Source organism: Streptomyces sp. NPDC001027 (assembly GCF_040299045.1).
In the GTDB taxonomy this organism is placed as follows: Bacteria; Actinomycetota; Actinomycetes; order Streptomycetales; family Streptomycetaceae; genus Streptomyces.
Genome location: NZ_JBEPBI010000032.1, coordinates 41,585 through 56,349, shown reverse-complemented (window position 1 = coordinate 56,349; position 14,765 = coordinate 41,585). Strand labels below are relative to the sequence as shown.

The 14,765-nt window shown below is 66.8% G+C and carries 13 protein-coding genes and 1 pseudogene; 2 read left to right on the top strand and 12 right to left on the bottom strand.

The window, feature by feature from the left end; genetic code table 11:
• Nucleotides 1-88: 88 nt before the first annotated feature.
• Nucleotides 89-796, bottom strand: a complete 708-nt coding sequence (locus tag ABT300_RS12555; protein WP_351674388.1) for a zinc finger domain-containing protein — start codon at nt 794-796, stop codon at nt 89-91.
• 2 nt (nt 797-798) lie between these two features.
• Nucleotides 799-1,674, bottom strand: coding sequence for a helix-turn-helix domain-containing protein (locus tag ABT300_RS12550; protein ID WP_351674387.1), 876 nt, complete (start codon nt 1,672-1,674; stop codon nt 799-801).
• Between the two features lie 1,039 nt (nt 1,675-2,713).
• On the opposite strand from ABT300_RS12550, the gene ABT300_RS12545 reads away from it, so the two are divergent.
• Both ABT300_RS12545 and ABT300_RS12540 read left to right on the top strand, forming a co-directional pair.
• A complete protein-coding gene (locus ABT300_RS12545) occupies nt 2,714-3,589 on the top strand; it encodes a helix-turn-helix domain-containing protein (protein WP_351674386.1) in 876 nt (291 codons plus the stop codon).
• Nucleotides 3,590-3,873: 284 nt separating this feature from the next.
• The gene (locus ABT300_RS12540; protein WP_351674385.1) at nt 3,874-4,074 is read left to right on the top strand and encodes a hypothetical protein; all 201 of its coding nucleotides are present in this window, start codon (nt 3,874-3,876) and stop codon (nt 4,072-4,074) included.
• A gap of 347 nt (nt 4,075-4,421) precedes the next feature.
• On the opposite strand, the gene ABT300_RS12535 is transcribed toward ABT300_RS12540, so the two are convergent.
• The 10 genes and pseudogenes from ABT300_RS12535 to ABT300_RS12490 form a co-directional block, all read right to left on the bottom strand.
• Nucleotides 4,422-5,048: an HAD-IA family hydrolase gene (locus ABT300_RS12535; RefSeq protein ID WP_351674384.1), complete on the bottom strand. Its 627-nt coding sequence runs from the start codon at nt 5,046-5,048 to the stop codon at nt 4,422-4,424.
• A gap of 284 nt (nt 5,049-5,332) precedes the next feature.
• Nucleotides 5,333-6,568: an MAB_1171c family putative transporter gene (locus tag ABT300_RS12530; protein ID WP_351674383.1), complete on the bottom strand. Its 1,236-nt coding sequence runs from the start codon at nt 6,566-6,568 to the stop codon at nt 5,333-5,335.
• A 1,118-nt stretch (nt 6,569-7,686) separates the two neighbouring features.
• Nucleotides 7,687-7,944 (bottom strand): annotated as a pseudogene (locus ABT300_RS12525) (IS1380 family transposase); the annotation flags it as partial.
• Between the two features lie 112 nt (nt 7,945-8,056).
• On the bottom strand, nt 8,057-8,206 hold the full coding sequence (locus ABT300_RS12520) for a hypothetical protein (protein WP_351674382.1): 150 nt from the start codon (nt 8,204-8,206) through the stop codon (nt 8,057-8,059).
• A 153-nt stretch (nt 8,207-8,359) separates the two neighbouring features.
• Nucleotides 8,360-9,406 carry a phosphotransferase enzyme family protein gene (locus tag ABT300_RS12515; protein ID WP_351674381.1) on the bottom strand — a complete coding sequence of 349 codons (1,047 nt, stop codon included), beginning with the start codon at nt 9,404-9,406 and terminating at the stop codon, nt 8,360-8,362.
• 5 nt (nt 9,407-9,411) lie between these two features.
• The gene (locus tag ABT300_RS12510; protein ID WP_351674380.1) at nt 9,412-10,212 is read right to left on the bottom strand and encodes a class I SAM-dependent methyltransferase; all 801 of its coding nucleotides are present in this window, start codon (nt 10,210-10,212) and stop codon (nt 9,412-9,414) included.
• A complete protein-coding gene (locus tag ABT300_RS12505; protein WP_351674379.1) occupies nt 10,209-11,060 on the bottom strand; it encodes a phosphotransferase in 852 nt (283 codons plus the stop codon). The genes ABT300_RS12510 and ABT300_RS12505 overlap by 4 nt, the downstream gene beginning before the upstream one ends.
• A gap of 170 nt (nt 11,061-11,230) precedes the next feature.
• Nucleotides 11,231-11,731, bottom strand: a complete 501-nt coding sequence (locus tag ABT300_RS12500; protein WP_351674378.1) for a helix-turn-helix transcriptional regulator — start codon at nt 11,729-11,731, stop codon at nt 11,231-11,233.
• Nucleotides 11,732-11,769: 38 nt separating this feature from the next.
• On the bottom strand, nt 11,770-13,194 hold the full coding sequence (locus tag ABT300_RS12495) for a glutamine synthetase family protein (RefSeq protein WP_351674377.1): 1,425 nt from the start codon (nt 13,192-13,194) through the stop codon (nt 11,770-11,772).
• Nucleotides 13,194-14,726: an amino acid permease gene (locus ABT300_RS12490; protein WP_351674376.1), complete on the bottom strand. Its 1,533-nt coding sequence runs from the start codon at nt 14,724-14,726 to the stop codon at nt 13,194-13,196. The genes ABT300_RS12495 and ABT300_RS12490 overlap by 1 nt, the downstream gene beginning before the upstream one ends.
• Between the last annotated feature and the right edge of the window lie 39 nt (nt 14,727-14,765).

Here is a 14,765-nt window from a genome sequence, read left to right as displayed (position 1 = left end):
GGCGCATGGGCGTGCGCCCGCAGCCGGGGCGGGACGGTGAAGTTGGGAGGCGGTGCATCGGACGGGATGCACGGGCCGGATGCGCCGGTCAGACCATGGCGGGCCGCTGAGCCTGCTCGTTCTGCTGGGCGGCGGCGAGGTCGAGGCGGCCGGGATGCGGGGTGGCACGCGGGGCAGTGGTACGTACCCCGTCGTCGGGGCCGATCCGGCGGCGGCGACACGGCTCGCCGGGCTGGGCCAGGCACCACTCGCAGCGAACGCTCAGGGCGTCGGGCAGCCCCTGCGCGACGGCGGCTTCGCGGGCTGCTCGCGCGGGCCGGTAGGGCGCGAGGGCGGCTCGGGCGGCAGGCGGTATGCAGGAGCCGATCTCCCGCAGCCGCGCCTCCAGCTTCGGGTCGATTCCGTCGCGCCCGCTGGTGATCGCCCGGGCCTGCGCGGGCTGCGCGGTGCCGGCGGCGACCGCGCGGCGGGTGCCAACCAGCTCGGCGGTCCACGCGGCCTGGTCGTCCGGGTCGACGGACGGCGTGGGATCGGAGTGCCGCGCCAGGCGGTCGCGCCGGTACCTCTCCCAGGGACGGACGACGTCCGCGGGAAGGATCTGGTACGGCGAGGTGCGGATGTGCTGGCGGGCGGCGACGCGGACGTCCCAGCCGTGGGGGGTGGTCATCGGCACATCTCCGAGCAGCTCGTGCCACTGGGCGAGCTGGTCGCGGGCCTCGCCCTGGTCGGTGCGGATGGTGCGGGGGTCGAGTCGGCCGATGTAGGCCAGCAGGGCGGCGGTTTCGCGGCGGTCCACGGTCAGCCCTCCGTTCCGGTCGGCTCGTCGAGGGCGGCGAGAAGGGCGGCGGTGTGGGCCTCGGCCCGCGTCATGCCGCCCGGCACGGAGGGGCTCTTGCCGGGCACGGCGTAGAGGTTCGGGCGACCCGGGGCGTGCTCTCGGGCGATCCAGGAGCGCCAGTCGGCCGCCCAGGCATCCGCCGGCCTCGGCTTGAAGGCGGCGCGGTGGGCACGCCACTTCGCGTCGGCTGCCTGCAGGCCCTGCTCGCCGAGGCGGTCGAGGTGTCCCTGCTGGCGGGCCCAGGTTTGGGTGGCTGGGTCGACCTGCCACTCGGCAGCCGAGAGGACGGCAGCACCACCACTGCTGTACCTACGGTTCAAATCCGGTTCACTACGGTTCTGAGTGCCGGTTTCCGGTACGTCGCTGTGCCGGTTTCCGGTACGTCGGGGTGCCGGTTTCCGTCGGGACCTGCCGGATTCCGGTACTGCCGGTTTCCGGACCCTCGCGGGGGATTCCGGTACCTCACGGGGGCGGATTCCGCACCGTCGCAGGGCCGAGATCCGGAGCGTCGGGGTGGCCTCGGGCGCCTGGTCGGGTTCCTCGTCCTCCGCGGTCTCCGCCACGGCCTTGGCGGCGAGGGGGAGGCGATAGACGGTGCTGCGCTGTGGGCCGGCGAGGTCGTCGAGCTGCTCCAGCTCACCGGCGTGGACCAGGCGGTCAATGGCCTCGCGCACCGTGGAGACGGAAGCGTGCGTGCGCTTGGCCAGGCTTGACAGCGACGCCCAGGAGACGCACTGCTCGTCGGCCACCCGGTCGGCGATCGACAGCAGGACCAGGCGAGCGGTTCCTCGGCTGGAGCTGTGCTCCCACACCCACTCGCGGGCTTCGCTGCTCATCGGCCGCTCCCGATGAGCAGGCGGGGCCGGCGCCCCGCCGAGGCAGGGATGGTGTGCTCCGACTCGGGGCGCCGAGGCGCCGAGGCGGAGGTGGCTGCCGCGCAGGCCAGGCGGAAGGGCCTTTTGCGCAGGGCAGGAGGCATGCGATACTCCTCGTTGCAGTATTGCCACGCTGACGCGCCCCTTGGAAGGACTCAGCGTGGTGATGGTGGGCAACCTCCGCCCTTGCCGGGGCGGACATGCCATTTAGCGTTCGGCGTCCGGGAGTTCCCGCTCTCGGACGCCGTCGCTGTATGCGGACCTATAGGTCGATGGCTGCTGCACTCCTTGCGTCCGTGGTGCCGGGCGGCGTGCCCGGGGACGACGAACATACGCACGGACCCGTGTCAAGATCCAGAGTTGGTCCTTAAACTCTGTACTGGTTGCAGAGAGCGACGGGGAGCCCCGCTTTTGCGCTGGCCCGGAAGTGCCGACTCGTGCCGTGTCTGCCTGAGAGTTGCCGCTCTCGGCCGGGTGGCATCTTTTTGTGCTCCCGGACACGTCGGCCGCCGGGTGATCGCGGGTGCGCTTGCGTGTCGTGCGCCGTGCCGCGCGCGTACGTGCATCGCCCCCGCACCCCTATTTATCGCCATATAGGATCTTCGGGGAATTAGCCTCTTTCATCCCGCTCTACCAGGTATTCGGCACTGGACTGGACGGCTGCGAGCCATCAGTCAGCGCCCCTGCGGGCGGTGTTGCGACGTGGGGCTGTTCCCGCACGGCCCCGACAGCGTGTGGTCGTCGATGAGGGCGGGGCCGAATCCGCGGTCCCGTCGCCGGCAACGGATGGGTACCGAATCCGGCGGCGCATTGCGCAGGATGCGACGGCGACGCAACATGCATGGAGGGTCCTTCCTGAGGCTCGCACCGTAGAGAGCTGGAGCCGGCCAGCGAGTGCGATACGGAAACGTACGCCAGTTGCGTAAATGTATCAAGCCTGGGCTACAGTTGCTCTAGAGGACGCCCTCACCGGCCCGATCGCCACCCTGCAGGAGTTCATGTGCCCCCTCGTCAGTTCGACGGCAGCCGCGTTCGTGCTGTCCGGCGGGGCAAGGACCTCCATCAGAAGGAATTGGCCGAGATGGTGGGCGTCAGTGCCCCCACAGTCGCGCGATGGGAGAGCGGCCAGGACTTCCCCAAGGGTGAGAAGCTCCCCGCAATTGCGGCGGCGCTCGGTCAGCCGCTTGATGCCCTTTTCCCCCACGACGGTCCGCCGGACCTGCAGCTCCTGCGCTGCGACGCGGGCCTCAGCATGGCGCAGGCCGCTGCGATCATCGACGCGAGCCGCGTGCCGGTGAGCAACGCCGAATCCGGCCGGCGCCGGCTCAGTGATGCTTACGTGCAGCCGCTCGCACAGGCGTACGGGGTGACCAAAGAGGAATTGCTGGCCGCCCAGGACTGCTCGTTCGGGCTTCGCCCCAGGGGCCCGCGTGACGAGCAGGCGTCCGCACCTCGCACGGTCGGGGAGAAGATCAACTATCTCCTGCAGCATGGGTACGTTGGTCAGGAAGCGCCCTCTGATGAGGAAATTGCGCGGATCGTCAATGAGCATGCGGGCATGGCGGCCGTCAGCGCCGACGGCATCGCCGCCCTTCGCGCGGGTGCCACAACCGAGGTTTCTCATGTGGTGCGTGCCGGCCTAGCCCAGGCCCTCCAGGTCGACGTGGCCCTCTTCCAGGACGATGCCGAGGTCGACCCTGCGGCCCGCGAATTCCTGGAGGCACTCCGCTTCCTCGGCTCGATCCACCGAGGGCAGATCCTCGGCCTGGCTGCCCGAGGCAACAGCAGGGGTCTGTCCGCCGAGATGATGGCCCACATCAACGAGCTCGTCGGAGAGCTGAAGCACAAGCTGCCAGAGGTGCAGGACGGGGAGTGACGCCGTCGGCGAGCACTCCTCGCGGGCTTGGATGTCTGAGGCGTTTCCGCTCTGCCCGCTTAAAGGACTGCACCCGCCGCCTGGACGCGCTGGATTTCACCATCCTGACCGGCCACTTCCCCGCCCAGGGTGAGGCGAACGCGGAGGGCGACGAAGACGACTGCCATTCCCGAACCGGCGCTGGTCGGCCCTGCTGGGGAAGATCAGCAGGAGTTCGGCCAGCAGCAGGAACGCCTCCCCGCGTACGCGCCGGAGTCAGGACTGAAGACGGCGGCAGGGACGCCGTGCCCGTCGACGAAGGGGACACCGCCGGCCTACCGGGGATCGCCGGTGCTGAAGCCCACGGTCGCGTGGGACGGCCGGCTCCCCCGATGTGCCTGGAGCAGCCGTCCGAAGCGGTCGAGCACGTCGCCAAGCAGGTCAGTGTCGCCGCGTCCGAGCTGGCCTTCTACGACTTCACTTCCCGCGCGGCCAAGCGGCACTGAAGCAAGCTGCGGGATCTGACCGGCTGGCACGAGTGCACCAAGACCGACCTGGTCAAGCTCGTGTCGGACCTGGTGGACGTGATCTGGCACGACGAGCGACGCGAGGAGCAGGGCAGGCCGAGCTGCTGCGGCAGATGCGCGCGAAGATGATCGACCTCGGCGGCACTTCGCGGGGGTATGCGGAAATGCTCGCGCGCCGTGGCGCAGACCTGAGGACGCAGGAAGCGGATCTGACGGCCGGCGGTGACTTCGTCGTAGAGGAACACCCGGTCGACGCACCGCAGAGCGCCTACGAGGGCGGCGCGTTTGCGTTCGCCGACCATGGGTCTGCTGGTTCCGCGCAACCTCTAAGACGCTGTAAGGTCCACGCCGAGCAGCTCGGAGAGAGTGGCCACCGTCTGCCGGGGGTCCTGGTTGTGCACCCCCGCGAGGCCGAGCTGCTCCGCTGCCCGAACATAACCCTCGGTGTCGTCGACGAAGATGCACTCCTCGGCGGGCAGAGCCATGAGCTTGAGCGTGATCTTGAAGAGCTCGGGGTCGGGCTTGCGCAGCAGGTGCTGCTCGGAGATCACCACGACGTCGTACAGCCGCTCAAGCTCGTAGCCGTCGTACAGGTCCCAAGGCGCGAGCCCTACGGAGTTGGACAGGATGCCCACCTTGATCCCGGCTCGCCTCGCAGCAGCAGCCGCATTGATCATCAGCGGCTCAGGACGCAAACTGCCGAAGATCCGGCCCATCAAGTTGTCGGGGGAGACACCGAGCTTCTTGCCCGCGATGGTGTTCCACTCGGTCTGACTGACCACGCCACGCTCAAGATCGCTGGTGAGCCGGACGCCCTCTTCGTCCTTGTACAGCGCGGAGATGCAAGCACCCTGCGGGAGTCCCTCACGCTGCTCGAAGGCGAGCACCACGGGCAGCAGGGGGGTGGTAAGAACGCCCCCGAAATCGAGGATAAGACCGGAGCGGTTGGACATGCGGGAACTCCATTGCTGAGATTTCGACGCCCATCCAGACCGGACGGCGTAACGGCCCGGCTACATGTGGCGACGGCAGTATCTGTGCGTCGCAGGCCGGGTCCACTTACGTAGCGGAGCAAGACCTATCAGTCCGCGTGACCGACGGTACCAGCTCAGTTCATGCAGCAGATGGTGCTAAATCTCACTTGCCGACACGCCATCAAGATCGCTATGGCACATGGTTATGAGCGAAGGGCAATGAGGTCTGAACTGAGAAATCAGCATGTGAAGCTCATTGCAGGCTACCTGCCTGGTTCGGATTCCGCCTCCGTGGAGTGCAGGAGAAGCTCCTGAGCTTGATCCGTGGTGATTTGCGAGTAGGCCGCGCTGACCCGTGCTAGCCACGCCGCTTCACTATCGGTGTCAACGAACGGTTTCGCTCTCAAGGTAGCAGCGGGGTACGGATTGGCTGGCATGGTATCAGCGGCCTGGAGTCCGGCCTTAATCCAGTACGCTTCCGCTGCCGGCTCGGGGTCGGGGAGCGAGGCAGTGATGTCCTCGGCAGCGAACATCAAGTCTCGTGGAGCGTAGTAGCGCAGCTTTTCGCAGGCGTCAGCAATATCTTGGGTCCATCGGTCCAGGCGGACATCTACGGGGACGCGAATGTGCATGAGTTCCACGAGGCGCCGTCCGGGCGGATACAGGCTCGTCCCAGGAAAAGCCTCCACCAGGTCAAACCAGAGTGGATAAGTCCTGTAGAGGGTGCGCCAAGTCTTCCACTGGGCCGCCGCCGCGCTGGTGGTGGGAATGCTCGCACCGACGGCAACGATGAGGAACAGCAGATCCATCCATATTGATGTGGCGTCTACGAGGAGCTGCACGGTGGATGGGCTTAGTGGGAAGGCTACCGCAGACCAGAGGATGGTGATACGGGCCAATGTATGGGCCAACCCCATCCACATCGAAATCCCCATCAAGCCCAGTCCCACACGCATGCTTGTGCTCTCGGCCTGTCGCGCCGCCCTCGTCCACTGGTAGCCGCAAATCGCGGTCGTGATAAGTGGGAAGAAGTAGAAGACGGTCATGTAGACCGCGACTCCCCATTCTCCAGCGTGGTCGATGAGGAAATTTCGGCTCGGCGTGGGGCGGTCCACCACAGTGAAAAATAGGACCGTGAGTAGAGTGACGCCTATCGCCCCAGCCTTGTACGATGCGCGGGCGACCCAGCGGGAGACCGCTACGTGCCGCGGTACGACCGTCTCCGAGCTTTTCCCGTAGCTGGTGGCGACGTAGGTCAGGGCCGCGATGATCGATGCAGTGCTAGCGAAGTGCCTGAGTAGGGCACTCAGGTCCACCACGGGAATACGATCTAGCGCATCCATTACTGCTGGCGTGTAAAGCCACAGGGCTACAGCGAATCCCGCATAGCCGCCCCAGAGCGCCCTGCGGTGAGAGTCACCGTACCGAACTGCAGGGAATCGCCATACGGCGATGACGGTCATCACTGCCGCAGTCAGGTATGTAAAGTAGTCGAACATGCAACCAATGACTATCTGCGCTGGCTGCACGTTTTGCCGACCCGTAAGAGCGACTGACTGCAGCATTAATTGCCAGTAGGAAGGCTATTCGGTGCGGCGAAAGTTGCGAGGCCGGGAATTTCACCTCGGTGGTCGCCACCCAATCGTGGTTAGCGTCGGCGCCGCGGTGGAGCAACTGGGTGAACAAGTGAAGATTCCAGGAGGCTAACCATGTCATCTCCTGTGGTCGACTGGCGACGCGCCAACCGTTTTATCAATGAGGCTGAAATCTCCGCCTGCTTTTCCTCGGGACTGTCAAAATCCACGCGCCCTTGGACCAGAGTCGACGGGAAACGTCGAACCACTTCCTGGCGGATGCGTTCAGGGATGTATCGTTCGATCTCGGCAGCCGTCAGGCAGGTCCCGTGGTCCAGCCATTCGTGCGCGAGCTCATGGAGAATGATGTGCTCGGTGTGATTGCGACTTGAACGGCGGCGATAAAGAATGATTGTGAACTCCGGCGCTTTGACTCGAAGGCCGCATGCTGTGCCCAGGCCCCCGTCGGGATCGTCCAGTGGCACTAGTCGAATCTGGCGACCAGACACGCCCTCCATATTCCGCACCAGCGCCTCGATACTGAAAGGAGCGGGGATGGGAAGATCGGCGAGTAGTCTCTCGCATTCTTTTACGAGTGCGCGCTGTGAAGGGTCTCTACGCCAACGCATGGTCGCTCCATTGAAATGCCGCTGAGGTGTTCTCTGCCAGTCCCATCCCGATACTCATGCGCGGGGCGCTAGTAGCCGGGAGCTTGTGCTTGAGGCATGCGGCGGTCGGTCGGCGCGGCCTGTCCGCTGATGGTACAAGGGGGAAAGCGTGATCCATATAGGCGGGGGTGTTGTGAAGGTCACCCGAGGCGTAAAAATCTCACAATGTGGATTCCAAGATCGAAATTAAGCGGCGATGTCTTAACCTTGCCTTAACCTCGATCTTTACTGACAGTCCGTCGGTTTTCCTGGCGGGCCGTTTCGGCTCTGAGGGCTGACCGTGGCAGGGCTGGGCCCCGGCTGTCACGCCGGGTGGGCGCCGGGTTCCACGGCTCCGGTGGGGTGGTGCGGGTCGCAGAGGCGCGAGGGTGCTGGTTAGCCAGGGTTCGGGAGAGCATGGGCCGGTCGAGGGCGTCTGTGATCACATCGGTCCAGGCCAGTGCGCCGCGAGGCGGAGGATGCGGTGGCGTCCGGTGGTGACGCGTTGGCCGGCTGTTGAGAACAGGCGATGCCGCAGGTGGCGGGGTTCCCAGCGGCGGGCTTTGCCGGAAGGGGCAGGTTGCGCAGGCCGGTGGCGCGGGCGGCGCGGATGCGGTCCTCGGCTCGGGCCTGCTGGCGGTGCTTCGCTTTCAGGGCGCCGTGATCATAGGCAAGACCAACACTCCGGCGTACTGCCAGGACCTGCACACACGGACAACAGCCTGTTCGGGGCCACGCTCAACCCGCACGACATCCAGCAGCTCCTCTACGCCACCGCGACGGCTGCTACCGACGACGATGCGGGCGCGACCGAACTCGCAGCGGCCAGTGCAGCTCGCTCACGGTCCCCGAGCTGCCGGAAGCCCTGCCCTTCGGCGTAAGCCTTGTCCCATTCCTGCTGTTCGGTGTAGGTCAACGGGATATCTCCTTCAGGCGGGCTGGTAGTGGGAGGGGCAGGAACGGGCCACCTGGTGCAAGCCGACCAGGGTGCAGTGGGTGCGCTCGACGAGTTCGGAATCGTGGTGGGTCATGCCGCTGTCTGGTCGGCCGAGGCGTGACGGCGGGTTCGTCACGAGCAGCCTCCACCCGTGGAGAGGCTGGCGAACCCGTCATCGAGGTCGGAAAGGCTGTTCAGCATGCGGCGGATGGCGGTTTGGCGCTCGTTCCAGTGCCGCTTCAGGTCGGCTTCCGCTTCGGGGTGAAGGCCGTATTCGGCGGTGGTGGCGCCGTAGAAGCTGAACAGCATGTACAGCAATGCGATCCGGGCGCATGCCCGTACTTCCCCCTGGGGGAGGCTGGGGTTCTCTTCGTGGTAGGCGCTCACCATCGCCAGCGCGCAGGCTTTCCACTTCGGGCTGGTGGCCACGGTGCGTGGATCGAACGCGGCCCGGCCCAGCTCCCAGGCTGGCATGCCGGTTGCGCCCCGGAAGTCGATGACACCGGTGACGGCATCGGCGAGGACGATCATGTTGGTGCGGCTGAGGTCCGCGTGCAATGCCTGTTCAACGAACGTGGCGGGCAGGTGCTTCCGTAGCTGGTGGACGTGATCCTTGAGGTCCTCCCGCCGCTGAGCGAGGTCCGTCCGTAGGTGCTCGAGACTCTCATGTCCCTGCCGCAGGGCCGTGGCCATCACGGTGTCGCACTTGGCGACCGCCTCCTCGGCCGTGCTCGTCCGCCAGCGAGACTGTTGCACGCCCCTCGGCAGCGGGTAGGCGGCCAGTACCCGGTGCATTCGCCCCATCACCGTGCCGATGTGTTCGGCGAGGGGCACGGTCATCGCCGAGGTGGTCACGCGGCCGGGCGCCTCGTCAACCACGGCCCAGGCGCTGCCCTGTGCGATCGTGACGAGGTTGCCATCTGCGTCGTCCCAGACGCGCGGGATGGGAAGTCGCGCGGCCCGGCAGTACTCCGACATGTCCCATGCAGTACGGGCCGCCTCCAGGTCGGCGCCTGACCGGTACTCCTTTACGAACAGCCGCATTCCGTCGTCGGTCAGGACCCGCCGGTTGATCGTGTCGGTGCCCATGTGCACCGGCTCGACCACGTTCGCGACGAGCCCGTACCGCTCCTCCAGCACGTCAGCTGTCACCGCCGCGTTCCAGTCCGCCTCGGTCATCCCAGTCACCGGTCCGCGGGGGAGGGGCGGCGCGCGGTGAGGACGGTGAACGTGTTGTTCTCCATGAGGAACCCGCCCTCTGCGAAGGGGGACAGGGCCTCGGTGAGTGCCGTCTCGAAGGCATCCTGGCGGTCGCCGAATAGATGGGAGGCCGCGAACGAAGTCGAGTACAGGTAGCCGATGACTTCAGCGATGCTCCATTCGCGGCGAACGGGGATGGTCGCGGTGGTGACCTCGCAGAAGGCGGAAGCGCGCAGCACTTCCTCGTACGGCGGCCCGGGCGGGCCGAAGACGCTGTCCCCTGCACGCCGCTGCTCTCCGAGAAACTGCTGGACGACGGCTCGGGCGGCTTGTTGCCAGGCACTCTCGGCGGTCCAAAGGCTGCGATCGCTGAACACTGCAAGCACAGCGCTGGGGTCGACGTACTCGGCCAGGCGGTCGAGGAAGCGGGGCTGGTCGAGCCAGTGGAAAACACGGCCACAGGTCACGAGGTGAGGCTGCCATCCCGCCGGCGGTTCGAAGTCCTCTGCCAGCGCGTGCCGGATCTGCAACCGCTGACCGCCGGAGAGCGCGGGACGGAGCACGGCCTCGGCTTCGGCGCACATCGCCGGGCCGGAGTCGACGGCGATCACCTCGTCGAAGTACGGGGCGAGCGCGCTGGCAACGAGCCCTGGGCCCGTGCCGATGTCCAGCAGACGCCGTGGAGAACCCGCGGGCGCCTCGTGGGCGAGAAGGACGGCAAGGTCGGCTGGGATGCCGGGGCGGAAGCGCCGGTAGTAAGAGGCAGTTCCGGCAAAGGCGTTCACGAACCCCACCCGCCCCACATGCGCGCGCCGCTCTCCTGGCGCAGGTTCTCCAGCATGGTGTGGGCCTCGTCGACGAGCCCGATGTCGCGATGCGTGATCCCCCAGGACAGCGAGTCGAGCGCGTCCAAAGCCGCGTACGCCTGGCATGCAGCCAGCTCCTCTTCGGTGAGCTGGCGGCCGTATCCGTGGTGGACAGCGGCAAGGAGGTCGGGGCGCTGCAGAAGAATCCGGTAGCGCAGGCGGCTGAAGTCCCGGCGGGCAGCGGGCTGGAGTTCCGCCCGCTCGAAGTCGATGATCCGAAGCCGTTGCTCGGTCTCGTCCCACATCCAATTCTTGGGCATGTAGTCGCCGTGCGCCGCCACCTGCGGCAGACACGGCGGTGTCTCCTTGACGAGCGCACGCACCATCGTGATCTCGTGCTCCGGCACGTGGGAGGCAGCCTGATCCAGTAGCTTCGCAGCCGTCGAGTCCCACGCCTCCTCGGCCATGTTCGTGGTCGGCTCGTCCGCCGCCGCGGTGTGATGCCGGGCCAAGAGTTCACCGGCCTGCTCATACGCCTTGCGCTCCTGCTCGGCCGGCAGCCGCAGCGTGTCCAAGCTGCGGCCGGACACTGCAGTGACCAGGACGGTTCGCGTCTCCGCGTTCGAAGCGATGAGCTCGGGCGCACGGTCGGTACCCAGGGAGACCGTCCACTTCCGGTACGCGTCGATCTCACGCCGGTGCAGCTTCGGGCCGACATGCTGTTTGGCGAACCATCGCTGGCCGCAGAGTCCGTCGATTTCCCAGAGGGATGGTCTGATGTTGCCGGGCCGGGAGTGTTCGGCAACCACGGTGTAGGTGTCGGTCACCGATTCCACCAGCTGGTGGAGTGCGCGGGGCATATCGGTCACGTTTGGTGCGCCCTTCCATTGGCCATGCCGCCCAGTTCGATCACAAAAGGTGATTGATTGGGTGCTCTTGGTGGTTATGCGGGGATGGGGAGTGTGCCACGGGGGACTGACAACTCGGTCTGAGCTGGTCATGTAGGGGCCGGGGCACGAAGGACCGTGCCAGAGACCATTTCGACGAGGGACTCGTCGATGACCCCGTACGTCCAGCCGAGCGTCACCAGGTGCGGGTCGTTGTGCGCCCGGACGCGCTCCCGGAGAGCTCTGATCCGCTGAAGGGCTTCGTCGCGCCTGATGCGGGCACGGTCCGCGTAGTCCTTCGAGGTCGCACCGGTGGCGATCATCCGCCACGTCTCCGTCTCTGGGTCCGAGAACGTCTCCGGGAACGCTGCCTTCCCGGGACGCTTGAGCTGCCCGGTGACGTAGCACGCGTGGACGACGGCGGCCCGACCGCTTACCCCGAGCTTCTGACCGCAGTGCTTCATCTGCACGTTGATCGTTCCGGTGGTGATGGTCAGGTCGGAAGCGATCGCATCGGTGCTCTTGCCCTCCGCGACCTTCTGCGCGATCCGAACCTGAGCGGGTGTGAGATCGAGGTACTTGGCGGGCGGGCGCGCCGGTCGTGCACTCACGGGAGTTCCAGGTCCTTTCCTTCTCGGTGCCGTGACGGTCAGGCCCGGGCCAGCCACCTCTGCCGCTCGGCATCGGTGACCAGGTGCTGCTGGTGGTCGAGTTCCAAGCGGGCGAGTCGGGCATAGTGCTCGACCACCTCGGTGCCGAACGCGCCGTGGGCCAGGGCACTGTCCTGGAAGGCGGCCAGGGCGTTGGCGAGGGTGGGCGGCACAGGGGTGCTGCCCCCGCTGTAGGCGTTGCCGGCCGCTTCAGGGCCGAGGGGGAGTTGTTGCTCGATGCCGTAGTCGATCGCCGCCAGTACCGCGGACAGGGCCAAATAGGGGTTGGCATCCGCCCCTGGCACACGGATTTCCAGATGGAGGCCCTCTCCGTGACCGACGACGCGGACAGCGCACGTGCGGTTGTCGTGGCCCCAGTGGAGCATGGTCGGCGCGAACGAGCCGGGCATGAATCGCTTGTAGGAGTTGACGTTCGGGGCATAAAACGGGCCCAGCTCCGGCAACCCTGCGAGCAGCCCCGCGATTGCGTTCCGTCCGATCTGAGACAGCTCGTATTCGTTGTCAGGAGCGTGGAGTTGGCTGAGGGCTTTCGACCACAGCGAGACGTGCAGGTGCAGGCCGTTGGCCCACCCGGTCTCTGGGGCTGCCATGAACGTGGGCGCCAGTCCGGCGCGCGTCCCCAGCGTGCGCACCGCGTGCTTGAACAGCAGGTGCCGGTCGCAGGCGGTGAGCGCGGGTCCGTACGGGAAGGTCACCTCTACCTGGCCGGGGCCGGCCTCGGTCTTGATCGCTTCCACGGGCATGCCCGCCCCGGCCAGTGCCCGCTGCAGGCGGCGGAAGAACCGGTCGCAGGCAGGGGCGTGGTCGAGGGCATAGTCAAGATTCTCCATCGTCACGGGCCGCAGGCCCTGGTACCCGGCCTGTTCCGCTTCCGCGTACGTGCCCTGGTAGAGGGTGAACTCGGTCTCGATTCCCGCCTTGGCCTGGAGGCCGTGCCGTGACAGCCGGGTCAGCTGCTGATGGAGGATCTGGCGGGGCGCGACGTCGATGGGGGTTCCGTCGTGGTGCACGGCGTCGCCGAGGACGATGGCGGTGCGCGGCAGCCACGGCACCACGCGCAGGGTCTGGAGGGCCGGCTGTACGGACAGGTCCTGATAGCCGCTGTCCCACGAGGTCAGCTCGAAGCCGTCCGCCGGGCTCATCTCAGCGTCGGTGGCCAGGACGTAGGCGCACAGTTCGGCACCGTGATGCGCGACGCGCTTGAGGAAGTGGTCGGCGTCGTACCGTTTTCCCTTCAGCCTCCCCTGCAGATCGGGAACGGCCAGCAGCACGGTGTCGATCGCGCCGCCCTTCACGAAGTTGCGCAGGTCGGTCAGGGACAGGGCCTTCTCCGAGCGCGCACCCGATGCGGCAGCCGCCGCTACGGCCAGGCGCGGGGCTGTGCCGTTGCTCGTTGTGGTCATCACACGACCTCGTCTTCGTACTCGCCTGCCGAGCGATCGAAGTTCTGGGCCGGCACCTCGTACGTGCTGCCCTGTTTGTGCCACCACCCCCACGCCAGCGCGAGCACGACGAGCAGGGCCACCGGCGCGTAGTTGAACGTGTCGACCGTGGCGAGGGCGCCGCCGTCGGGGCGGGTCTGGGGCAGACAGAACAGGACGGTCACGAACGCCACCCAGATGACGGCGATTGTGCCCACCATCACGCCCCAGCTGCCCAGGTTCCACGGGCCGGGCTTGAACCGACGCCGGTTCTTGACCCGCAGGAAGATCGGGATCGCGTACGCCGGGGTGATGCCGATGACGTTGATGCTGGTGATCGCCGCGTACGCGACCGGGCTGTACAGACTCGGCAGCGCCAGCACCGCGGCGCACACCACGGACAGCAGCACCGCCTTGCGCGGGGTGCCGGTACGACGATCCACCTGCCGCCACAGTTGAGAGCCTGGGAGTGCTCCGTCCCGAGAGAAGGCGAACACCATCCGGCTGGCGGCCGCGGTCTCCGCGTTGCCGCAGAACAGCTGGGCGACGATCACGACCAGGAGCAGCGCCTTCGCCCCCGCCATGCCCAGGGCGTCGAGGAAGATCTGTGCCGGCGGCACCCCGGTTGCCGTGCCCACGGTGCCCGCGTAGTCCTGGATCGCGAAGGTGAGTCCGGCCAGCAGCACGAACCCGGCCAGCCATGACCAGCCGATCGAGTGGATGATCCCCCGGGAGGCGGACACCTGGGCGTCCGTGGTTTCCTCTGACAGGTGCGCGGAGGCGTCGTAGCCGCAGAAGGTGTACTGGGCCAGCAGCAGGCCGAGCACCGCCACGTACAAGGGGCTGGACCAGCCGGTGTTGTTGACGAACTCGCCGAACACGAAATCCGTCGACTGGTGGTGGGAGGGCACAATCGCCAGCGCGCCGACGATCACTGTGACGCCGGCCAGGTGCCACCAGACGCTGATGCTGTTGAGGATGCTGACCAGCCGGACTCCGAACAGGTTCAGCGCGAGATGCAGGGCGAGGATGCACAGGAAGATCACCATGATCTTGCCGGGGGTCGGCTCGAAGCCCCACTGCAGGTTGAGGAAGGCGCCAGTGAACAGCGCGGCGCCGTAGTCGATGCCGGCGATGGCGCCGAGCAGGCCGAGTAGGTTGAGCCAGCCGGTGTACCAGCCCCACTTCCGGCCGCCGAGCTGCTCCGCCTGGTAGTACAAGGCTCCGGAGGTCGGATAGGCGGAAGTTACCTCGGCCAGCCCGGCGCCGATGAACATCACCATGGCGCCCACGACGACCCAGCCCCACAGCATGACGGACGGGCCGCCTGTGTTCAGACCGAACCCGTACAGGGTCATGCAGCCGGACAAGACGCTGATGACGGAGAAGCTGATCGCGAAGTTCCCGAACGGCCCCATGCGTCGGGTCAGCACCGGTTCGTAGCCGAGCTCCCGCAAGTACGCGTCGTCGGGCTTCCGGGCTGTTGCGCGATGGCCAGGACTCGAGTGAGACATGGGGATCCTCCAAGGTTCGAGATGAAAGTGGGCAGGCTC